The sequence below is a fragment of the Nonomuraea gerenzanensis genome, from assembly GCF_020215645.1.
Classification (GTDB): Bacteria; Actinomycetota; Actinomycetes; order Streptosporangiales; family Streptosporangiaceae; genus Nonomuraea; species Nonomuraea gerenzanensis.
Map to the genome: position 1 here is coordinate 1,364,362 of NZ_CP084058.1, position 20,886 is coordinate 1,385,247.

The window sequence follows — 20,886 nt, forward strand, 5'->3', positions numbered from 1 at the left end:
GGCCGGATGGCGGCGGACGTGAACGCGATCATCGCCGCGCTGGGCGGCGCCGACAACATCATCGAGATAGAGCCCTGCATCACCCGCCTGCGTACGGAGGTGCGCGACGCCTCGAAGGTGGACCAGTCGGCGCTCAAGGCGGCGGGCGCCCACGGCGTGATGGCCGCGGGCAACGTGGTGCAGGTCGTCGTCGGGCCGGAGGCGGACACGATCGCCAGCGACATCGAGGATGTCATCGGCTGAGGGCGAGACCATGACGACTGTTCTCGCTCCGATGGAGGGGACGGCTGTGGGATTGGCGGCCGTGCCCGATCCGGTGTTCTCCGCGGGCATGGTCGGGCCGGGAACGGCGATCGATCCGCTGCGGGGGCCAGGCAAGGCCGTGGCCCCCATAGCGGGAAAAATCATGAAACTGCACCCGCACGCGTACGTCATCGTGGGGGACGACGGCAAGGGCGTGCTGGTGCACCTGGGGATCGACACGGTCCAGCTCAAGGGGGCGGGGTTCCAGCTCCTGGCGGCCGAGGGTGACAGGGTGAGCGCGGGGCAGCCCGTGGTGGCCTGGGACCCGTCGGCCATCGAGGCGGGCGGTCGCTCGCCGGTCTGTCCCGTCGTCGCGCTGGACGCGCTTTCCGAGGAGCTCACGGGGGTAGCGGAGGGGGCGGTGCACGTTGGGGACGAGCTCTTCGTGTGGGGATAGCGGCCGTTCGCCCGAGATCGGGTCCACCCGGCACAATGAACGGGTTGTCCGTGTTTACCGCGATAGCGGACGAAGGTCCGGCCGGTCTGGACCGGCATGAGAAGGAGGAGCAGCAACATGGGTGAGCGCAAGGTCACCGTGGCGGCGGAGGTAGGGCTGCACGCCCGTCCCGCGGCGACGTTCGTCCAGCGGGCCAAGCTGGCCCCGATGGACATCACGGTGACGAAGTCCCACGGCGGTGGGCCGGTCAACGGCAAGAGCATTCTCGCGATCATGGCGCTCGACGTCCGTCAGGGCGAGTCCGTCGTGATCAGTGCGGAGGGCGAGGGCGCCGACGAGGTGCTCGACGAGCTGGCGAAGATAGCCAGTACGCCATGAACCTCCGGGGGGTGGGGGTCAGCCCGGGCATCGGGCACGGCCCCTCGTACGTGCTGACCGTCTCTGTGCCCGAACCCCCCGAGGGCGCCACCTACACCGGTGAGGCGGAGCAGGAGAAGGAGCGCGCGATGGCCGCGCTCACGCAGGTCGCGGGCGAGCTGGAGGCCCGCGGCAACCAGGCGGGCGGCGAGGCCGAGGAGATTCTCAAGGCCCAGGCGCTGATGGCCGAGGACCCCGGGCTGGTCGTGAAGGTGAGATCACTGATCGACCGCGGTCTGGCCGCCCCCAGGGCGGTCTTCGAGGCCTTCACGAAGTACCGGAACGTGCTCAGGGGATCCGGCGGATACCTGGGCGAGCGGGCCGCCGACGTGATCGACATCAGGGACCGGGTGATCGCGCTGCTCAACGGGCAGGCCATGCCGGGGCTGCCGGTGGCGCCGGAGGAGCCGTACGTGCTGGTCGCCAAGGATCTGGCCCCCGCCGACACCGCGCTGCTGTCCAGGGACGACGTGGTCGCGTTCGTGACCGAGGAGGGCGGCCCCACCAGCCACACCGCGATCATGGCCAGGTCGATGGGCGTGCCCGCCGTAGTAGCCTGCCCCGGTGCCACGACCATCGCGCCGGGTGTGCAGGTGATGGTGGACGGCACCTCAGGTGACGTACGCGTGGAGCCCGCCGACTCCGACGTGGCCGACGCGGTCGGCGCCGCCACGGCCAGGCGGGCCGCGCTCGCGACGTGGACCGGGCCCGGCGTGACGGCCGACGGGCACCCGGTGCCGCTGCTGGCCAACGTGGGCGGCCCGGCCGAGCTCGACGCCGCCGTGGCCGCCGGGGCCGAGGGCATCGGCCTGTACCGGACGGAGTTCCTCTTCCTCGACCGGCCCGAGCCGCCCTCCGCCGAGGAGCAGGAGCGGGCCTACCGGGCGGCGGTGGCGGCGTTCCCCGGCGGCAAGGTGGTGGTGCGCACGCTCGACAGCGGCGCCGACAAGCCGCTGGCGTTCCTGCCCGCGGCCGCCGAGCCGAACCCGGCGCTGGGGGAGCGCGGCCTGCGCAGGTTCGCGCGCTTCCCCGAGGTGATGGACGCGCAGCTCGAAGCGCTGGCGGCGGCCGGTGGGCCCGCGGTGATGGCGCCGATGGTGGCCACCGCCGAGGAGGCCGCCTGGTTCGCCGGGGAGTGCCGTGACAAAGGGCTGACCGACGTCGGCGTGATGATCGAGATCCCGTCCGCCGCGCTGCGGGCCGCCGACCTGCTGGCCGCCGTCGACTTCGTCTCGATCGGCACCAACGACCTGAGCCAGTACACCTTCGCCGCCGACCGCCAGCTCGGCGCCGTGAGCGGGATGCACGACCCGTGGCAGCCCGCCCTGCTCGACCTGGTGGCCGGCACCGCCCTCGCGGCGGCCCGGGCAGGCAAGCCGTGCGGAGTCTGCGGTGAGGCCGCCGCCGATCCCGCCCTGGCCTGCGTGCTGGCCGGGCTCCGGGTCTCGTCGTTGTCGATGGCGCCTTCGGCGCTGGCCGCCGTACGCGCGGGACTGGCCGCGCACACGCTGGAGCAGTGCGAGGCGGCGGCCGACGCGGCACGGACCCGATCTTCGGCGGCCGGCGCGCGGGAGGAGGCCCGCGCTCACCTGCCAGGACTCGACCGGCTGGGGTTGTAGCCCGGCGGGCGGGCGCCCCGGCGGGGTCCCCGGCTGGATACCTTTGGAGTCATGCTTCGACGGATCGGTACGACAGGGCTCCTGGTGATCGCGCTCACCGCGTGCGGCGGTGGCGGCGGCGCGGCGGAGGTGGGGCCGACCGGAGGCAAGGCGGCCCCGCCGGCCCAGAGCACCACTCCCGCCGCGAGCCCCACCCCGGCGCAGAGCCCCGTGCAGCGGGTGCTGGCGAGGATGAGCGTCGAGGAGAAGGTCGGCCAGCTCTTCATGCCCGTCCTGTACGGCACCGCCGCCGACACGGTCTCCGGCGAGAACCAGGCCAGGTACGCCGCCCAGACCCCGGCCAAGGTGATCGCGAAGTACCACCTGGGCGGCGTGATCCTGTTCCCGCAGAACGTCAGGAGCGCCGGCCAGGTCGTCGGCCTGACCAACGGCATGCAGCGGGCCTCGAAGCGGGTCCCGCTGCTCATCGGCACCGACCAGGAGAACGGCCTGGTCTCCAGGATGTCCGCGCTGATGACCGACTTCCCCGGAGCGGCGGAGATCGGGGCGACCCGGGACACCGGCCTGTCGCGGGAGGTGGCCGAGGCGACGGGCACGGAGCTGCGCTCGCTGGGCGTGAACCTCGACTTCGCGCCGGTCGCCGACGTGAACGTCAACCCGCGCAATCCCGTCATCGGCCGCCGCGCCTTCGGCGACGACCCGCAGAAGGTGGCCAGGATGGTGGCCGCGGCGGTCAAGGGGTTCGGTGACGCGAAGATCGCCGCCACCGCCAAGCACTTCCCCGGACACGGTGACACGTCCGTCGACAGCCACACCGGGCTGCCGGTGATCAAGCACACGAAAGCGCAGTGGGAGCGCCTCGACGCGCCGCCGTTCAAGGCCGCGATCGAGGCCGGGGTGGACGCCGTGATGAGCGCCCACATCGTCTTCCCCAAGCTCGACCCGTCGGGCGACCCGGCCACGCTGTCCAAGCCGATCCTGACCGGCCTGCTCAGGGAGAAGCTCGGGTTCAAGGGGGTCGTCTCGACCGACGCGCTGAACATGGCGGGCGTGCGCATGAAGTACAACGACGGGGAGATCGCGGTGCGGGCCGTGCTGGCCGGGGCCGACCTGCTGCTCATGCCGAACGACCTGCCCAGGGCGTACGGCGCGGTGCTGGCGGCGGTGAAGTCGGGCCGGATCTCCAAGGAGCGCCTCGACCAGTCGGTGACCAGGCTGCTGACGCTCAAGCAGAACAGAGGGCTGCTCACCGAGGCGCCCGTGGCCTCGGCGGAGCGGGCGGCCGAGGTGCTGCGCTCGCCGGAGCACCGCAAGCTGGCCGCCCGCGCCTAGCAGGGGGTCAGTGCGAGCCGTGCAGGCCGCTGGCGAGGTACATCGCGGCGAGCATGGCGAACAGGAACGCCTGAAGGAACATGATGAACATCTCGAAGGCGGTGATCAGGATGGTCATCGCCACGCCCAGCACGCCCAGGGTCGCGCCCAGCGGCGTGAGGTGCTCCAGCAGGAACCAGAAGCCCACCGAGCTGAAGAAGGCCACGAGGATGTGGCCGGCGAACATGTTCGCGAACAGCCGGATGAAGTGGGTGAACAGCGAGGTCAGGAAGACCTCGGCGAGGATGAGCGGGGCGTAGATGCCGTACGCCCAGCCGGGCAGGCCCTCCAGGTACACCACGCCGCGCAGGTAGCCGCGCACGCCGTGGTGCCGGACGCCGAGGTAGACCTTGATCGCGTACACGGTGACCGCCAGCACCACAGGGAAGGCGATGTGCGAGGCGACGGGGAACTGGATGAACGGGACGACGCCCATCAGGTTCCAGACGAGCACCGTCAGGAAGATCGTCAGGAGCAGGCCCATCCACCGGTCGGAGTCCTTGCCGAGGTTGGGCCTGGCGATCTGGTCGCGCACGAAGTCGTAGACGTACTCGCCGAGGTTCTGCCAGCCCCGGGGCACGATCTTGGGCTTGGCGAACGCGGCCCAGCACAAGGCGATGACCACGGCCGAGCTGAGGAGGGCGAGGAGGACCGGTTTGGTGAACCATTCGGGTCCACCGGGGATGATGGGGGCGAACTCGAAGAGTTCGGAGCCCGGGGCGGTCCATTCTTCAGGGGAGATGATCAGGATCGTCGTCCGCACGGCGGTCCCTTCTGGGTAGCGACTCTACGCTGGAAGGACACCTTAACTGGACATTTCGCCCATCCCTTTTACAGGTTTATATCCGTATAAAAGTGGGCGGATCCCGGTAAAAGTAATATCCGTGACGCTCTACCCTGGAACGATGGTGACGGGTGTGCTCATCGACTGGGGCGGCGTGCTGACGACCAGCCTCTCCGACTCCATCGCCCGGTGGATCGCGGCCGACAGGATCGACGCCGACCGCTACTACACGGTGATGCGCGAGATGATCGACCACGCCTACCGGGGCGGCGACGGGGAGAGCCTCGTGCACGCGCTCGAACGGGGCGAGATCGACGGCGCGGCCTTCGAGCGCGACCTCGCCGCCCGGCTGCTGACCGTGGACGGCGTGCCGCCGGTGCCCGACGGGCTGCTGGACCGCATGTTCGCCGGCTTCGAGCGCGTCGAGGCCATGTACGACATGCTGCGGGACGTGCGCGGCAACGGCGTCAGGACCTGCCTGCTGTCCAACTCCTGGTCCAACACCTACCCCCGCGACGACTGGGACGAGGTCTTCGACGCGGTCGTGATCTCCGGCGAGGTCGGCATGCGCAAGCCCGAGCCGCGCATCTTCGAGCACGCGCTCGGCCGGATCGGGCTCACCGGCGAGCAGTGCGTGTTCATCGACGACATCGAGGCCAACATCGTCGCGGCCCGCGCCCTCGGCATCGCCGGGATCCACCACCGCGACGCCGCGACCACCATCGCGGAGCTGGAGACCGTGCTGCGGCTCACGTTGCGCAAGTAGCCTGTCGATGCGGTCGTGACCAGGCACCATGAGTAGGGTGGCGGAGCCTGGTGAGACAGGTCTCCCACAGCAGAGGTCTTGGAAAGGTTCGTCATGCGCGTCTATCTGCCGTGCACTCTTCCGGCCCTGGCCGCGGCGGTCGAGGCCGGTGAGCTGGGCCCCGCCCCGCTGACCGGTTACGCGGTGACGCCCGCGCTGATCGAGTGGTACGCCTCGGGCGACACCGAGGAGCTGGAGTACGTCGCGCTCACCGAGGCGGCCCGCGCCTCGCTGCGCATGCTGGCCGCCGACCGCGCCGACGGCGTCGAGGCCGCGCCCCGCCGCGTCGTGGTGGCCGCCGAGGTGCCGGAGCGCTCCGCCACGGTCGGCGTCGACCTGGAGGAACGCGCCAGGGTACGCCTCGCGGAGCCGATCCCGCTGGCCAAGGTGGCCGCGGTGCACATCGACGACGAGTACGCCGTCTCCGACGTCGAGGCCGCCGTCGCCGCGCTGCCCGCCGCCGACGAGGGCGACGACGACGCGCGGTTCACCGTGGACGGCGCCGAGGCGCACGAGCTCATGTGGTACGCGACCCAGGAGATCCCGGATCTGCTGCGCCCATAACGGTGGAGTTACGGACAGGCGTGGTTCTCGCTCATGCACGGCCGAATCTCGCTAGGGTCGCCACCCAGCACGATTCGTCTGACTGAAGGAGTCGGTTCCACGTGATGCGTCGAGTCGCAGCGATCGCTGTAGGTGCGGTGACCCTCCTGGCGGGTACGCCGGCGCAGGCCCAGGCCGCGCTCAAGCCGTACGACCACCAGGACCCCTACCGGTCGGGCTGCGGCAACTCGGCCAGGGTCGTGAAGAGCGCGAAGATCAACAGCCGGGCCAACGGCCAGGTCGGCACGATCAGGCTCATGTGGTCCGGCAAGTGCCAGACCAACTGGATCGAGGTCAGGACCGCCAGCTCCGCGAGCGGCACCATCAAGGTCTACACCGCGGACGGCCGGTCCGGGTCGTTCAGGTTCAAGGCCGGCAACGGCGGCCGCCACTGGGGTGACATGCTCTGGGCCAAGGACATGTGCGCCTGGGGCAGCGTGTTCGTCCAGTGGAACGGCGGCAGGGGCGGCCAGAACGGCTCGGGCACCACGGGCAAGGCCTGCCGGTAACGCCGGGTGAGGGGCTGCGGCCGCACTGTCGCAGCCCCCGGTTCATGCGAATGTCACACCGGCCAATTAGGCTTGGTATGACATGACAAAGCACATCATCTGGGATTGGAACGGCACGCTGTTCCACGACTCCGACGCCGTGGTCGCAGCAACGAACGAGATCTTCAGGCCGTACGAGCTGCCCGAGCTGACCCTGGACGGTTTCCGCGCCGTCTTCACCCGCCCCATCTGGGTGGCCTACGAGCGCCTGCTCGGCCGCCCGCTGGCCGAGGGCGAGTGGCAGCAGCTCGACGACGGGTTCCACGAGCACTACTTCCGGCTGTGCGACGTGTGCCGGCTGGCCGCGGGCGCCGAGGTCATCCTCTCGACCTGGCCGGGCACGCAGTCGCTGTGCTCGATGGCCCCGCACGAGCACCTGGTGCCCAAGGTCGAGTCGTTCGGCATCACGGGGCACTTCACCAGGATCGACGGCCTCACCGGCGCCACCGGCGGCGAGAAGGCCGCCCACATGACCGCGCACATCGCGGCCCTCGACGTCGATCCCGGCGAGATCCTGGTGATCGGTGACAGCGTGGACGACGGCCTGGCCGCCAAGCACGTGGGGGCCAGGGCGGTGCTCTACACCGGCGGCATGACCACCAGGGCCGAGCTGGAGGAGACGGGGCTGCCGGTGGTCGACCGGCTCTCCGACGCGCTCGACTACGCCTGAGCATGCCGCAATCGCTCAGGCTGGAGCCCCGACGGCCGTACCCTTGCAGGGAACCCCTCAGGAGGCTGCCATCAACCGCCTTGTGCTGTGGAACGTCGATCTGACGCTCGTCGACGTCACCATCGTGACCAGGGACGCCTACGCCGAGGCGTTCCGCTTCGTGACCGGGCGACCGCTGGTCAAGCTCGTGCCCCCAGCGGGCCGTCCGGACTCCGAGATCGTCTTCGAGACGCTCGCCGTCAACGGCATCGTGGCCGAGGACGACCACCTGCCCCGCTTCCTGTCGGCCCTCGCCACGGCCTTCGCCGACCGGCGCGGGCGGCTGGCGGCCGACGGGCGGATGATGCCCGGGGCCAAGGCGGCGCTCAAGGCCGTCTCGCGGCTCGACGGCGTGGTGCAGACGGTGCTCACCGGGACGATCAGGGCGAACGCCGTGCACAAGCTGAAGGCTTTCGGGCTGGAGAAGTACGTCGACTTCGAGCTCGGGGGGTATGGCGAGGAGGTGTATCCCAAGGCGACGCTGCTGCAGGTGGCGCAGTCGCGGGCCAAGCAGCGGCTGGGGGTGGCGTTCACGGCCGCCAACACCGTGGTCATCGGCGACTCCACCCGGGATGTGCAGGCTGCCAAGATCGGTGGGGCTGGGATGATCGGGGTGGCTTCCGGGCGGTCGATGGCGTCCGAGCTGCGGGAGGCGGGGGCTGACATCGTGCTGCCTGATCTGTCCAACGCCTCCGAGGTGGTGGCGGCTGTCGCGGCCCTGACCGCGCCGCTGGACCGCGCGGCCGGTTGACGGCGGCGGCCGGCGTACGGCCGGCCGCCGCCCGCCTCAGGGGAGGGCGCGCAGGAAGCGGGCCGCGATCGGGGCCGCGACGGCGGAGCCCGCGCCGCCGCCCTCGACGATCACCGCGAACGCCAGGTCCCCCCGATACCCGATGAACCACGAGTGCGCGGGCGGCTCCTTGCCCGAGCCGTACTCCGCCGTCCCCGTCTTGCCCGCCGTTCCGGCGGGAAAGCTGACCCCGTGGGCGGTGCCGTCGGTGACGACGGCGGGCATGAGCCGGCGCAGGGCCTTGACCACGCCGCCTTCCAGGGGCCGTGTCGAGGCAGTCCGACCGTCCGGGATGGGCTCGCCGGTGACCAGCCGGGGCGGGACGTAGGAGCCCGAGGCGATGGCGGCGGCGACCGAGGCCATGTTGAGCGGGCTGGCCAGCACCCGGCCCTGCCCGATCGAGGCGGAGGCGAGGTCCGTGTCGTCCTTGGGGTCGGGGAACTCGGCGCGCACGGCCGGCACCCCCGGCGTGATGGCGGTGCCGAAGCCGAAGCTCCTGGCGACCTGGCCCAGCCGGCCGCCGTTCAGCTCGGCCACGCTCATCTCGCCGAACGTGGTGTTGCAGGAGTGCGCGAACGCTTCCCGGAAGGAGAGCGTGCCGAAGTCCTTGAAGCCCGCGTTGTGGAACGGGAAGCCGCCGATGTTCTTCTCGGCCGGGCAGGTGACCTGCTGACCGGGCTCGACCCCGTCGGCGACCAGCGCGGAGGCCGTCACGACCTTGAACGTGGAGCCCGGCGGATACTTGCCGAGCAGCGCCCGGTTGAACCCGCCCGGCGCGTTGACCACGGCCAGGATCTCCCCCGTGGAGGCCCGCAGCGCGACCAGGGAGGCCGGCTTGTCCTCGCCCTCCAGTGCCTCGGCCCCCGCCCGGTGCACCTTCAGGTCGATGGTGGTCTGGATCGGCTCCTGCCCGGCCTGCTGCGCGGCGACGGTCTTGACGCGTTCGTCGCCCTGGTAGAGGTCGATCCTCGTGCGGGACAGCGCCGCGAACCGGTCGGGGAAGGTCTGCTTCATGCCCTCGACGAGCTGCTGCACCGAGCCGGGCGCGCTCGCGTTGTTGAGGTCGGTGCCGTCGGCGGCCAGGACGCGCACGGGGTCGCCCCGCTGGGCGACCAGCTTGAGTGACATGCCCTTCTTCAGCAGAGGGTGGAGGGTGGCGGGGGTCCAGGCCACCTTCCAGGTACGGTCGTGCTCGACGAGCCGGAGCCTGCCGTCATAGGCCCAGGCACGCGCGCCGGACAGGCCCGCCTTGAACGCCACGGTGTCGTCGTCCGACACCTCGCCCGGGCGGAAGGTGGCGCGGGTGGCCTTGAGGTCGGTGAGGAAGCGCCGGTGCTGGCGCTCGAAGTCGGCGGGCGGGTCGGCGACCAGCGCCCGCATCGCCGCGTAGTCCTGCGCGGACCAGGCGGCCAGGTACCGCCCGGCCGTCTCCTCCGGCGAGCCCTCGACCCGCAGCGCCCAGACGACGCCGCCCGCCACGAGGGCCGGGACCAGGAGCGCCGCCACGAGCCACGGCCACCGCCTTCGGCGCCGTTTGCCATAGATTCTCCCCGTTTGTGGTGCCATGACGGAGAGAACACCAGAGCCGCCACACTGGTGTCCAATATTGATATGACCGGATTCCAGATATAAATCTGGATATAGTGGCTGGTCATGGACCTGGTCCGGCATCTCCGCTACTTCATCGTGGTGGCGGAGGAACTGCACTTCGGCAACGCGGCGATCCGGCTCGGCATGGCCCAGCCGCCACTCAGCCAGCGCATCAAGCGGCTGGAGGAGGAGCTGGGCGTGCGGCTGTTCGACCGCTCGGCCCGCCAGGTCAGGCTGACCGAGCCGGGCCGGCTGCTGCTGGGCGAGGCCCGCGAGATCGTCGGCCGCGTGGAGCGGCTGCACGAGCTGGCCAGGCAGGGCGGCCGGGGCACGGTGCTGAAGGTGGGGGTGCCGCCCGACCTGGCCGCGACGGTGCTGGCCGCCCTGGTCGCGGCCTTCCGCGAGAGCAGCCCCGAGGTACGCCTGGCGCCCGCCGAGATCTGGACGGCCGACCAGGTGGCGGCGCTGGCCGAGGGCACGATCGACGTCGGCCTGGTCCGCCATCCCGTGACCGCGCCCGGCCTGACGTTCGGCCAGGTGCTGGTGCAGGCGCAGGGCGTGCTGGTGGCCGAGGGGGACCCGCTGGCGAACGTCGGCGAGGTGCACCTGGCCGACCTGGCGGGCCGCGAGCTGCTGATGCCGCCCAAGGAGGGCGAGCCGGGCTGGCGCGCCGAGGTGCTGGCGGAGTGCCGCCGCCAGGGCTTCGTGCCCGCGCAGGTGCACGACGGCGCCGGGCTCGGGCTGGTGCTGGCGGGCGCGGCGGTGGCGTTCGGGCCGAGGGTGGAGCTGCCGGGGCTGTGCTGGCGGCCGCTGCTAGGCTCGCCGATCACGAGCCGGGTCTCCACCGCCTGGCGCGCGCTGACGCCTGCGTCCGCCGGCTTTTCCGCCGCGGCCGTACGTACGTTGAAGGAGAGCGCCGGGATGACCGACGAAGGCGCCGCACCCGTGCGGCGGGTCAGCCGCAGGCCGGGGATGCTGGCATGAGCACGCCGGCCTTCGAGCAGCTGTTCCGGGCCGCCGGGGTCACCGGCTGGCTGTACGCGGCCGACATCGACACCGGGCACGACCTCGGGCACGGCGCCGACGAGCCGATGCCCACCGCCTCGATGTTCAAGGTGCCCTTGCTGGTGGCGCTGTGCCGGCAGGCCGACGCCGGGCTGCTCGACCTGACCGAGCGGGTCACCGTGACGGCGGCCGACCGGGTGTCCGGGCCGACCGGGATCTCCTCCATGCTCGACGACGTGACGATCTCCCTGCGCGACCTGGCGTACCTGATGATCGCGCTGAGCGACAACACCGCGGCCGACAAGCTGCTGGGCAGGGTCGGGCTGGACGTGATCGGCGCCATGCTGGAGGGGTTCGGGCTGGCGCGGACCAGGGTGGTGCAGGGCTCGGGGGAGATGCTCGGCAGTATGGACGTGGACACCGGCCACGCGTGGCCTTTCGTGGATCCCGACGACATCGCCCGGCTCAGCGTGCTGGACCCGGCGCGCACCAACCGCAGCACCGCGCGGGAGATGGCGCGGCTGTTCGGGATGATCTGGCGCGACGAGGCGGCCTCCCCCGCGTCGTGCGCGTGGATGCGCGGCGTGCTCAACATGCAGGTGTGGCCGCACCGCATGGCCTCCGGCTTCCCGTACGACGACGTGGCCGTCAGCGGCAAGACGGGCACGATGCCGACGCTGCGCTGCGAGACGGGCGTCGTCGAGTACCCCGACGGCGGCCGGTACGCGGTGTCGGTCTTCACCCGTTCCTTCAGCACCGCGCTCAACCAGCCGCGCGCCGACGCGGTGATCGGCACGGCCGCCCGTATGGCGGTGGACCACCTACGGAGGTAGCAAGTTATGGGGGAGACCGGGTATGACATTCCCCCGGACGGGCGACAGGATGAGGCATATGGTTGCTGAGGGCGAGCTTCTCTGGGAGCCGAGCGAAGAGATCGTCGAGTCCGCCAGGCTGACCCACTACCTGCGATGGCTGGGCCGGCCCGTCGACTACGAGGACGCGTGGCGCTGGTCGGTCGATCGGCCCGCCGAGTTCTGGACGTCGATCTGGGACTACTTCGAGGTGATCGGCGATCGCAGTGACGGGGACGTGCTGTCGGGGGAGATGCCCGGCGCCGTGTGGTTCGCCGGCAGCTCGCTCAACTACGCCGAGAACGCGCTGCGGCGGACCGAGGGCACCGCGCTCGTCTTCGTCTCCGAGGAGGGCGGCCGGCAGGAGCTGACCTGGGCCGAGCTGCGCGCGGAGGTCGCCAGAGTGCGCGCCGGGCTGGTGCGGCTGGGCGTGGGGCGCGGTGACCGGGTGGCCGGTTACCTGCCCAACATCCCGCAGGCCCTGATCGCCTTCCTGGCCACCGCCTCGCTGGGCGCCGTCTGGTCGGCCGGCTCGCCCGACTTCGGGGTGCCGAGCATCGTCGACCGGTTCAAGCAGATCGAGCCCAAGGTGCTCATCGCCGTCGACGGCTACCACTACAACGGCAGGAGCTACGACCGCTCGGCAGCGGTGAACGAGATCGCCGCCGCGCTGCCCTCCCTGCGGGCGACCGTGTGGATCCCGTACCTGGCGGCGGCAGCGGAGGGCCGCGCGCCGCAGCAGGCCGAGCCCGCGCCAGGGCACGGCGGCCAGGTGCCGCACGGCGAGGTGATCGGCTGGGAGGGGCTGCGGGCCGAGGAGGGGCCGCTGGAGTTCGAGCGGGTGCCGTTCGGCCACCCGCTGTGGATCCTCTACTCCAGCGGTACGACCGGGCTGCCCAAGCCGATCGTGCACGGCCACGGCGGCGTGGTCCTCGAACACCTCAAGTCGCTCGCCTTCCACCAGGACCTGGGCGAGGGCGAGGTGTTCTTCTGGTACACCACGACGGGCTGGATGATGTGGAACTACCTCATCGGCGCCCTGCTGGTGGGGGCCACGCCCGTGCTGTACGACGGCTCGGCCACCCATCCCTCGCCGGCCGCGCTGTGGCGGATCGCCGCCTCGGAGGGCGTGACGTACTTCGGGGTCGGGGCGCCCTACATCATGGCCTCGCTGAAGGCCGGCATCCACCCCGAGGGCCTGGAGCGGCTGCGCGGCGTCGGCTCCACCGGCTCGCCGCTGCCGCCGGAGGGCTTCGCCTGGGTGGCCGCCGAGCTGCCCGGGGTCCCGATCGGGTCGTTCTCCGGGGGGACCGACGTGTGCACCGGGTTCGTGGGGGCCACCATGCTGCACCCGATCAGGGCGGGGATCATCCCGTGCCGGTCGCTGGGGGCCAAGGTGGAGTCGTACGATCCCGCGGGCAAGCCGGTCGTGGGCGAGGTGGGGGAGCTGGTGCTGACCAGGCCGATGCCGTCCATGCCGGTCATGTTCTGGAACGACCCCGGCGGCGAGCGGTACACCGAGAGCTACTTCGACGTCTACCCCGGGGTGTGGCGGCACGGCGACTGGATCAAGATCAACGAGGACGGGAGCTGCGTCATCTACGGCCGCTCCGACTCCACGCTCAACCGCGGCGGCGTGCGGATGGGCACCAGCGAGTTCTACCGGGTCGTCGAGCGGTTCGAGGAGATCGCCGACAGCCTCGTGATCGACACGGGGCAGCTCGGGCAGGAGGGGCGGCTGCTGCTGTACGTGACGCTCGCCGAGGGCGCCACGCTGGGCGCCGCCCTGGAACGGGAGCTCTGCGACGCGCTGCGCGCGGAGCTGTCGCCGCGGCACGTGCCGAACGAGATCCGCGTCGTGCCGGGCATCCCCCGGACGCTGTCCGGGAAGAAGCTCGAGGTTCCGGTACGCAAGATCCTGCTCGGCACGCCCGTGGAGGACGCGGCCAATCCCGACGCCATGGCCAACCCGGAGGTGTTGCGGCACTTCACGCCATGAGGACGGTGACCTTGCCACGCAGGTCGCCTGCTTCCGCTCTGCGGTGGAGCTCGGCCAGGTCGGGCAGGGGGTGGGACTCCGCGATCTCGACCTTGAGCGCGCCGTCGTCGATGAGGGTGGCGAGCGTGGTCAGGTGGGCCGGGTCGTAGCGCATCACGAAGTGGCCGGCGCCGCCGGCGATCGAGACGGTCGTGCGGGCCGGCTGGGGTGCGTCGGGGATCAGGTTCAGGAGCACGTCCACGTCGGTGGGCAGGGGGGCCGTGGTGTAGTCGATCACCTCGTCCGCGCCGAGCCGCGCGACCGCGGCGGCGCTGCGCGGGCTCGCGGTCGCGAGCACGCGGGCGCCCGCCAGCTTGGCGAGTTGCACGGCGAACAGGCCGACGCCGCCGCCCGCGCCGTTGACCAGCACCCGCTGGCCGGGGGTGAGGCGGGCGTGCTCGTGGATCGCCTGCCAGGCGGTGAGCCCAGCCACGGGGACGGCGGCCGCGTCGGCCAGGGGGATGGTCTTCGGAGCCTTGGCGAGGGCGTCGGCGGGGGCGATGACGTACTCGGCCGCCGCGCCGCTCACCATGCCGAACACGCGGTCGCCCGGGGTGAAGGTGGTGACGTGTGCGCCGGTTTCGAGGATCGTGCCGGAGACGTCCCAGCCGAGGGTGTGCGGCAGGGGTGCCTGGAACACCTCTGGTAGCAGGCCGGCGCGCAGGCCGATCTCGGAGGGGTTGAACGAGGTGGCGGCCACTTCGATGAGGACCTCTCCCGGGCCGGGGCGGGGGATGGGGAGGTCGTCGAGGCGGATCACCGAGGCGTCGCCGAAGCTGTGGATGCGCGCGGCTCGCATCAGGGGTGCCGCTCCGGGGGCAGGGCGAGCGCCGTTCGCCGGGTGCGTGTCGCTTCCCACGTGCGCCCGGCGTGCGTCGCCGCTGGGCCGGGCCGGTCGTGGGGCGGTGCGGAACGCGTCGGCGTGCTCCTCCGCCCACTCCCGGAACGCGTCGGCGTGCTCCTCCGCCCACTCCCGGAACGAGCGCGGCGCGGCCTCCGTGACCTCCTCGACCGCCGGTGAGACCGGCACCGGCGCGGGCACCAGTGCCGCCTGCGCCCGCAGCACCTCGTCCGCCACGACGGGCGGCCAGCCCTGGGCGACCATCGCGCGGTGGGCCTGCTCGGGCGCGAGCTCCTCCCACCGCGCCGGGATCCCGGTGACCTCGGAGATGATCCGCACCTGGTCCGCCTGGGAGAGGGTCTCCGGGCCCGTCAGGGTGTAGGTCTTGCCGTGGTGTCCCGCCTCCAGCAGCGCCCGGACGGCGACGGCCGCCACGTCCCGCTCGTGCACCACCGGCATGCCCGCCGCCCCGTACGCGCCGCGCACCACGCCCGCCCGCACCTGCCGCGCCCACCGCAGCGCGTTGGCCGCGAACGCGTGCGGGCGGAGGAACGTCCACTCCCCGGTCGCGTCGCCTGCCGCGTCCAGGGCCGCCTCCCGGGCCGGGTCCCGGGCCGCCTTCCCCGCCGCCTCCCCGGCCACCTCTTCGATCAGCCGCTCGACCTCGCGCTCGCCCGCACGCCGCGCGGCGGACGACAGGTAGACCACCCGCCGCCCCGCCAGCGCCCGCAACACCTCCGGCGCACCTTCGGCGGTGGCGAACGGCCACACCAGCAGCACCGACGTCACCCCGCCCAGCGGCGGGAACGTCGCCGGGTCGCGCAGGTCGCCGTCGCGCCCGCTCAACGTCAGCACCTCGGCACCGGCCTCCCGCAGCAGCGCCACCGCGTGCCGCCCCACCGTGCCGGTCGCCCCGGTCACCAGAACCTGTTCCACGTCCGCTCTCCTCTCGTCGCAGGAACACCGTAGGGAGCGGCGGAGAGATGGCCAATGCGTTCAGGTCTTCCCTTCATACGTCAGCGTCTTCGTGGCTAGAGTCTGCGATATGGACGTGCTCAGCGACGTGATCGCCGTCATGCGGACGGGCCGGCCCCGTTCGGCCCGGGTCGAGTGGCGGGCGCCCTGGGGGCAGCGATTCCCGTCGGCGCCCGGGTCGGCAGGGTTCCAGATGATCCTGCGGGGGTCGGCCTGGTTGCTGCCGTCCGACGGGCCGCCGGTCGCGTTGTCCGCGGGGGACGTGGTGTTCTTCCCGCACGGGCACGGCTACGCCATGGCCGACAGCCCGTCCACGCCGGTGGCCGAGCCCGGCTGCGACCCCTACACCGACGAGGACGGCCTGTTCGCCTCGGCCTCGATCGGGAGCGGGGACGCCACCACGGTGCTGTTGTGCGGCGGGTACCGGCTCGATCCGAGCCGCGCGCATCCGCTCCTGCGCGACCTGCCCGAGCTGATCCACCTGCCGGCCGGGCCGGGGTCGCACTCCGGGGTGCGTGCCGCCGTCGAGCTGCTGGGCGCCGAGATCCACCGGCCGGGGCTGGGGGCGGACACCGTGGTGTCGTCCCTGCTCGACATGCTGTTGTTGTACATCCTGCGGGCCTGGTTCACGGCTGAGCACGGGCAGTGCGAGGTCACCGGCTGGGCGGCGGCGCTGGCCGATCCGGCCGTCAGCGCGGCGCTCGACGCCATGCACCGCGACCAGGCCCGCCCGTGGACCGTGGCCGAGCTGGGGGCGCGGGCCGGGCTGTCGCGGGCGGCGTTCGCGCGCCGGTTCGCCGCGCTGGTGGGGCAGCCGCCGCTGGCGTACCTGACCTGGTGGCGGCTGTCCAGTGCCGGGCGGTTGCTGCGCGAGACGGACGCGCCGCTGAGCGAGATCGCCGCCAGGGTGGGTTACGCCTCGGAGTTCGCCTTCGCCAACGCCTTCAAGCGGGAGTACGGCCTGGCCCCGGGCAAGTACCGCCGCACCGCCTGCCCCGCCTCGCCGGAGGCCCGCCTCCCGGCGCGGACGTGACGCCTAAATACGAAATACCCGATATTGGCGGGATCCGGTTATTAGCCGGGGCTTTGCTTGACAAAAGCCATGAATTCTCAGGCGTGCGGGTAGGCGTTGATTTATGAGGATAAAGCTTCAAAGAATAGCCGTCCTTGGTATCGCGGCCGCCACTTTCTGCGCGTTCCCGGCCCCCGCCGCGGCCGACCACACGGACCAGGCCGGGCAGGCGGAAGGGCTCGTGCTGAAGCCCGGCGACCGGGGTGAGGCCGTCAAGGCGCTGCAGGAGCGGCTGCACCGGGGCCGCTACTACTTCGGCAAGATCAACGGCGTCTATGACGACCAGACCAAGATGGCGGTGTGGGCGCTGCAGAAGCACCGCAGGTTGATGCCGCAGGGCGAGGTCGGGTCGCGGGTGTGGACGGCGCTGGAGCGGCCGTCGCGCCGCCGCCCGCTCGTGCCGAACGGCGGCGCGAACCGGGTGGAGATCAACCTGCGCGACCAGCTCCTGATCGTCTACCGCGACCGCAAACCGGCGCTGATCTCGCACATCTCGTCCGGGGCCGAGGTGCGTTACTGCGAGGACGGCCGGTGCGGCAACGCCGTCACGCCGGTCGGCGACTTCCGGGTCGCGCGGCGGGCGCCGGGCTGGACGACGGGGCGGCTCGGCTCCATGTTCAACTCGCTGTACTTCGTGGGCGGCATCGCCATGCACGGCTCGACGAAGGTGCCGCTGCGCCCGGCCTCCCACGGCTGCGTACGCGTGCCGCTGACGACGTCCAAGCGGCTGTTCGAGATGGTGAAGCTCGGCGAGCCCGTCTACGTGCGCGGCTCGATCATGTGACTCACACGCCCTGCGGCAGCCGGAAGAGGTGGTCGGGGTCGTAGGTGGCCTTCACCTCCGCGAGCCGCGCGGCGTTCGTCCCGTAGTACGCACTCCGCCAATTCGCCAGATCGGCGTCAATATAATTCACATAGGCATGGTCCCCGAAATATCCGGACATGTCGCCGTGCAATTTCCGCACCCACCTCCGATCCGATCCTTCCGCGTAATACTGCACGCTGAATAGCGCCGCCCGGTGCGGGAACGCGGTGGCCGACGGGCTGACCCGGCCGATGGCGCCGCCCATGGCGTCCAGCAGCACCGAGTGCCGCCCGCTCCGCGCCACGCCGCTCACCAGCGCCCGCACCCCGTCCGCCGGCAACCGCCGGTAGGCGAGGTGCGACACGCCGATCGTGGCCCGGCCGCCCGCGTGGGCGACCGAGCTCATCCTGGACACGTCGATCACCAGCCCGGTGCCGGTGGACCAGCCCGCGTAGGAGTGGCCGCCGGAGCGGCTGGTGAGCGGCACCGCGTGCGCCCGCGCGAACGCCAGGCACGCCGAGACGTCCGCCGCGCTCGCGCAGTAGGCGACCGCCTGCGGCCTGATCCCGTCGTGGACCGGGTTGCGCAGGCGGCGGGCGGCGGCGTACCCGGCGTCGCCGGGCAGCACGAGCGTGCCCGCCAGCCGCCGCCGCAAGCCCGTCCACTCGGGTGGCGGCGCCGCGTCCCCGGCGGGAAACGCGGACAGGCCCAGCGGCGCGAGCGTGGTGGCGTGCAGAAAGGCCCGGCGGTCCATGGCGTCTCCCTGGAGCTCGTGGTGACCTCTCGTGAGACGCGCGGGTGATCCGCCGGGTTCGTCACTTCCCCCTGACGATCATGCGCGCGCGATGCCGACACGGCCGAGCCGCGGCACGCTCTCACCTGCCTTCTTCATCACTCCGTCCTTGACCAGCCGCAGCGGCTTGCCGGCGGGCTTGGGCGCGCCGCCGTGGTCCCCGCCGTTCGTCTGGGCCAGCCGCAGCGCCAGCGCGGGGCACATGTCGACCGCCCGCCGCGCCTCCTTGGCCATGAACCCGGGGATCTGGCGGAACGACGGGAACCCGTAGTCGTCCAGGTCCACGAACTCCGGCAGCAGGTGCGCGCACAGCCCGTGCCCCTGGCAGCGGGACCAGTCGACCTCCAGCCGGTACTGGGCCTCGGCCTCGCGCTCCGGCATCGGCAGCACCCCGCGCACGGGACGGCCGCACGAGCCCTGCTCCAGGTGCGTGGCGATCTCGACCTCGAACGCGTCCAGCGCCGACAGCACGAACTTGGCCGTGCCGTCCGGGTGGAAGCACGCCCCGCGCCGCTCGACCCCGCGCACGCACCGCCGTACCGCGTCGACCGAGCCGGTGCCCTCGACGAGCGCGTACATGGCCTTGGCGATGTCGGGCAGGCCGAGCCGGCACGGGCCGCACTGTCCCGCGGACTCGGCCGCGAGGTAGGCGGCGACCCTGGCGGCCTCGCCCAGGGCGCAGGTGGACTCGCCGAGCGGGACGATGATCCCGGCTCCGAGCGTGGCGCCGGCCTGCTTCATGCCCTCGCGCGAGAGCACGGCCGTCTCGACGACGTCCGCCGACAGCCACGCGCCGTGGTAGCCGCCGATGAGCACGCCGTCGCCGATCTCCGCCTCGCACAGTCCGAGCACGTCCGACAGGTACGTCCCGGTCGGCGCCTCGATGACCGCGCCGTGGGCCGCGCCGCCGCTGACGGTGAGCAGGATCGTGCCCGGCTCCTTGGCGGTGCCCACCTCGGCGTACTTCTCCGGGCCGTACTCGCCGAGCAGGGCGAACTGGGCGAACGTCTCGGTGTTGGACAGGAGCGTCGGCAGCCCGTCCACGCCGCTCGTCGCGGCCCGCTTCTTCCTGCCCGGTGGGATGCCCTCCTCCCCGTTCACGGCCTTGACGAGCGCGCCGCCCTCGCCGGAGATGAACCGCTCCTTGATCCCGACCACCCTGATCGGGACCCGGCTCTCGGCTCCGCCGGACACGTTGGCGGCGCGGCGCTCGTTCACGGCGGCGGCCACGGACGCCTCGGCGACCTCGCCGCCTGCCGTGGCGACGACCACCTCGCGGGCGCCCAGCGCCTCCGCCGCCAGCACCGCGCCGTCCAGCACGAGGTGCGGGTTGCGGGTGAGCAGCATGGCGTCCTTGGAGCTGGCCGGCTCGCCCTCGGCGCCGTTGACCAGCACGACGCACTCGCCGCCCGAGCGGGCCGCGTCGGCCACGGCCCTGAGCTTGCGGGCGAACGGGAAGGCCGCGCCGCCCCGGCCGCGCATGTCCACCTCGTTGGCACTGGCGATGAGGTCGCCCAGCTCCCTGGGCTCCATGACGCCGTGCAGCGTGCGGTGGGCGGGCAGGTCCAGGCGACGGCAGTGGTCCAGCCCGGCGGTCAGCCGGGCCGGACCCATGCGTAACACCCGTGGCACTCTGGCCGGGATCACAGTCGCTCCTCGCGGGACGTGGGAACCGGTCGGATCACCAGCGGGCTCATCCTGCCTCCCGGTATCGGCGACGGGCCTCGGCGAGGCTCACGGGTCTCGGCACGGCCGACGCGCCGGCGGCGGCGCCGGCCGCGACCTTCCGCGGGGCCTGCTGAGGGGCCTGCTGGGGCGCCTGCTGCGGCGCCTTCTGGGGCCGCTCCGCCGGTACGCCCATGGCGGCCGGTGCGGTGGCGGCGGGTGTGGCGACCTTCTCGGGTACGACCGGCGGCCTGCGTACCGTCGCCAGCACGCGGACGATCAGCGCGCCGCCGACCGCCGCCATGCTGGCCACGTACGACCAGGCCACCCAGCCGGCCGGCGGGCGGCCGGCCGTCAGTCCGTGCATGATCCCGACGGGCCAGGCCAGGTACGCGGCGGAGTGCAGAATCCGCCACATCCACGGCCTGGTCCGCGTCGCGAACCGCCCCCTGAGCATTCCCGTCACCACGGCCACGACCATCAGGTCGAAGGCCAGGGTGCCGAGCCCCACGTAGATTCCGGCGACCGGCACGACCGCCGCCCCCGGCGGCACGTGCCCGAGGCTGATCATGAGTGAGATGTGGGTGACCAGGTACGCCAGCCCGATGAGCGCGGTGGCCCGGTGGGCGAGCTGGGCCCTGACCCGGTTGGCCGGTGACAGGAAGACGCGTTCGGTGGTGAGCAGGCCGAGCGCGACAGTCGCGGTCAGCAGCACCAGGGCGAACACGCCCGCGTAGAACTCGAGGAAGCCGACCCCTCGGCCGAGCAGCGCGATCCCGCGTTCCGTCCTGGTCAGCGCGAACACTGTCAGTACGAGGGCCGCGATGGAGGCGCTCGCCCCCAGCCGGACGTTCCTGGTGTCCAGCAAGGTGGGGGCGTGCCTGGGGTGTCGTCTGTGGAGCATC

21 protein-coding genes are annotated in these 20,886 nt (G+C 72.2%); 15 read left to right on the forward strand and 6 right to left on the reverse strand.

Annotated features, from left to right (window positions below):
• Positions 1-6 precede the first annotated feature (6 nt).
• From LCN96_RS06875 to nagZ, 5 genes are all read left to right on the forward strand, one after another.
• A complete protein-coding gene (locus LCN96_RS06875) occupies positions 7-243 on the forward strand; it encodes a glucose PTS transporter subunit EIIB (RefSeq protein WP_225271733.1) in 237 nt (78 codons plus the stop codon).
• Between the two features lie 10 nt (positions 244-253).
• Positions 254-700, forward strand: coding sequence for a PTS sugar transporter subunit IIA (locus LCN96_RS06880; RefSeq protein ID WP_225271734.1), 447 nt, complete (start codon positions 254-256; stop codon positions 698-700).
• A 117-nt stretch (positions 701-817) separates the two neighbouring features.
• Complete coding sequence (locus tag LCN96_RS06885; RefSeq protein WP_225271735.1) at positions 818-1,078, forward strand: HPr family phosphocarrier protein; 261 nt, start codon at positions 818-820, stop codon at positions 1,076-1,078.
• Complete coding sequence (gene ptsP, locus LCN96_RS06890; RefSeq protein ID WP_225271736.1) at positions 1,075-2,736, forward strand: phosphoenolpyruvate--protein phosphotransferase; 1,662 nt, start codon at positions 1,075-1,077, stop codon at positions 2,734-2,736. The genes LCN96_RS06885 and ptsP overlap by 4 nt, the downstream gene beginning before the upstream one ends.
• Before the next feature lie 51 nt (positions 2,737-2,787).
• Positions 2,788-4,068 carry a beta-N-acetylhexosaminidase gene (gene nagZ / locus LCN96_RS06895; RefSeq protein WP_225271737.1) on the forward strand — a complete coding sequence of 427 codons (1,281 nt, stop codon included), beginning with the start codon at positions 2,788-2,790 and terminating at the stop codon, positions 4,066-4,068.
• A gap of 7 nt (positions 4,069-4,075) precedes the next feature.
• Here the strand turns inward: nagZ and atpB are convergent, their stop codons facing one another.
• Positions 4,076-4,870, reverse strand: coding sequence for a F0F1 ATP synthase subunit A (gene atpB / locus LCN96_RS06900; RefSeq protein ID WP_225271738.1), 795 nt, complete (start codon positions 4,868-4,870; stop codon positions 4,076-4,078).
• 142 nt (positions 4,871-5,012) lie between these two features.
• Here atpB and LCN96_RS06905 point away from each other — a divergent pair, with 142 nt between their 5' ends.
• From LCN96_RS06905 to LCN96_RS06925, 5 genes are all read left to right on the forward strand, one after another.
• Positions 5,013-5,657 carry an HAD family hydrolase gene (locus tag LCN96_RS06905; RefSeq protein WP_225271739.1) on the forward strand — a complete coding sequence of 215 codons (645 nt, stop codon included), beginning with the start codon at positions 5,013-5,015 and terminating at the stop codon, positions 5,655-5,657.
• Positions 5,658-5,750: 93 nt separating this feature from the next.
• Complete coding sequence (locus LCN96_RS06910; RefSeq protein ID WP_225271740.1) at positions 5,751-6,260, forward strand: DUF6912 family protein; 510 nt, start codon at positions 5,751-5,753, stop codon at positions 6,258-6,260.
• Positions 6,261-6,364: 104 nt separating this feature from the next.
• Positions 6,365-6,808 carry a DUF2690 domain-containing protein gene (locus tag LCN96_RS06915; RefSeq protein WP_225271741.1) on the forward strand — a complete coding sequence of 148 codons (444 nt, stop codon included), beginning with the start codon at positions 6,365-6,367 and terminating at the stop codon, positions 6,806-6,808.
• Between the two features lie 82 nt (positions 6,809-6,890).
• Complete coding sequence (locus LCN96_RS06920; protein WP_225271742.1) at positions 6,891-7,517, forward strand: HAD family hydrolase; 627 nt, start codon at positions 6,891-6,893, stop codon at positions 7,515-7,517.
• An 82-nt stretch (positions 7,518-7,599) separates the two neighbouring features.
• Entirely contained in the window at positions 7,600-8,307 is a 708-nt protein-coding gene (locus LCN96_RS06925) for an HAD family hydrolase (RefSeq protein WP_225271743.1), read from the forward strand.
• Between the two features lie 36 nt (positions 8,308-8,343).
• On the opposite strand, the gene LCN96_RS06930 is transcribed toward LCN96_RS06925, so the two are convergent.
• Positions 8,344-9,852, reverse strand: a complete 1,509-nt coding sequence (locus LCN96_RS06930) for a penicillin-binding transpeptidase domain-containing protein (protein WP_225271744.1) — start codon at positions 9,850-9,852, stop codon at positions 8,344-8,346.
• Positions 9,853-9,999: 147 nt separating this feature from the next.
• On the opposite strand from LCN96_RS06930, the gene LCN96_RS06935 reads away from it, so the two are divergent.
• Genes LCN96_RS06935 through LCN96_RS06945 form a run of 3 tightly spaced genes read left to right on the forward strand, consistent with a single transcriptional unit; the run spans position 10,000 to position 13,791 of the window.
• On the forward strand, positions 10,000-10,920 hold the full coding sequence (locus tag LCN96_RS06935) for a LysR family transcriptional regulator (protein ID WP_225271745.1): 921 nt from the start codon (positions 10,000-10,002) through the stop codon (positions 10,918-10,920).
• Positions 10,917-11,774 (forward strand): serine hydrolase, encoded by an 858-nt coding sequence (locus LCN96_RS06940; RefSeq protein WP_225271746.1) that lies wholly within the window; start codon positions 10,917-10,919, stop codon positions 11,772-11,774. The genes LCN96_RS06935 and LCN96_RS06940 overlap by 4 nt, the downstream gene beginning before the upstream one ends.
• 58 nt (positions 11,775-11,832) lie before the next feature.
• Positions 11,833-13,791: an acetoacetate--CoA ligase gene (locus LCN96_RS06945; RefSeq protein WP_225271747.1), complete on the forward strand. Its 1,959-nt coding sequence runs from the start codon at positions 11,833-11,835 to the stop codon at positions 13,789-13,791.
• On the opposite strand, the gene LCN96_RS06950 is transcribed toward LCN96_RS06945, so the two are convergent.
• Entirely contained in the window at positions 13,781-15,607 is a 1,827-nt protein-coding gene (locus LCN96_RS06950; RefSeq protein ID WP_225271748.1) for an alcohol dehydrogenase catalytic domain-containing protein, read from the reverse strand. The two genes, LCN96_RS06945 and LCN96_RS06950, sit on opposite strands and share 11 nt — an antisense overlap.
• Before the next feature lie 109 nt (positions 15,608-15,716).
• On the opposite strand from LCN96_RS06950, the gene LCN96_RS06955 reads away from it, so the two are divergent.
• Both LCN96_RS06955 and LCN96_RS06960 read left to right on the forward strand, forming a co-directional pair.
• The gene (locus LCN96_RS06955) at positions 15,717-16,679 is read left to right on the forward strand and encodes an AraC family transcriptional regulator (protein WP_225271749.1); all 963 of its coding nucleotides are present in this window, start codon (positions 15,717-15,719) and stop codon (positions 16,677-16,679) included.
• 103 nt (positions 16,680-16,782) lie between these two features.
• The gene (locus LCN96_RS06960; RefSeq protein ID WP_225271750.1) at positions 16,783-17,502 is read left to right on the forward strand and encodes a L,D-transpeptidase family protein; all 720 of its coding nucleotides are present in this window, start codon (positions 16,783-16,785) and stop codon (positions 17,500-17,502) included.
• Between the two features lies 1 nt (position 17,503).
• Here LCN96_RS06960 and LCN96_RS06965 read toward each other — a convergent pair whose 3' ends face one another.
• From LCN96_RS06965 to LCN96_RS06975, 3 genes are all read right to left on the reverse strand, one after another.
• A complete protein-coding gene (locus LCN96_RS06965; protein ID WP_225271751.1) occupies positions 17,504-18,277 on the reverse strand; it encodes an FAD-dependent oxidoreductase in 774 nt (257 codons plus the stop codon).
• A gap of 78 nt (positions 18,278-18,355) precedes the next feature.
• A complete protein-coding gene (locus LCN96_RS06970; RefSeq protein ID WP_225275935.1) occupies positions 18,356-19,930 on the reverse strand; it encodes an NADH-quinone oxidoreductase subunit NuoF family protein in 1,575 nt (524 codons plus the stop codon).
• Positions 19,931-20,009: 79 nt separating this feature from the next.
• Complete coding sequence (locus tag LCN96_RS06975) at positions 20,010-20,885, reverse strand: hypothetical protein (protein ID WP_225271752.1); 876 nt, start codon at positions 20,883-20,885, stop codon at positions 20,010-20,012.
• Position 20,886: the final 1 nt, after the last annotated feature.